Source organism: Corynebacterium sp. HMSC072D12 (assembly GCF_001813925.1).
Classification (GTDB): domain Bacteria; phylum Actinomycetota; class Actinomycetes; order Mycobacteriales; family Mycobacteriaceae; genus Corynebacterium; species Corynebacterium aurimucosum.
In genome coordinates, this window is record NZ_KV814420.1 from 1 (window position 1) to 203 (window position 203).

A 203-nucleotide genomic window follows, 5' to 3' on the forward strand; every position below is an offset into this window, starting at 1 on the left:
GGTGTCCTTGTTCAGCTTGGAGCCATCCGGGAACGTCACCGTGATCTCACCGGTGTTCTCGTCGATTTCAACGACGTAGCCCTCAGGAGCAGTGAAGCCATCAGTGATCTTAAACTTCGAACCCTCAGGAGCCTTCGCGTCCTTACCGTCCTTATCAGTGAAGGTCGGCGACGACTTCGTCTCCTCACCCGGAACAACCAACT

1 protein-coding gene is annotated in these 203 nt (G+C 55.2%); it reads right to left on the reverse strand.

Features of this window, described 5'->3' with window-relative positions:
• A partial coding sequence (locus tag HMPREF2943_RS12545; RefSeq protein ID WP_168166192.1) for a YPDG domain-containing protein occupies nucleotides 1–203 on the reverse strand: 203 nt, incomplete at both ends.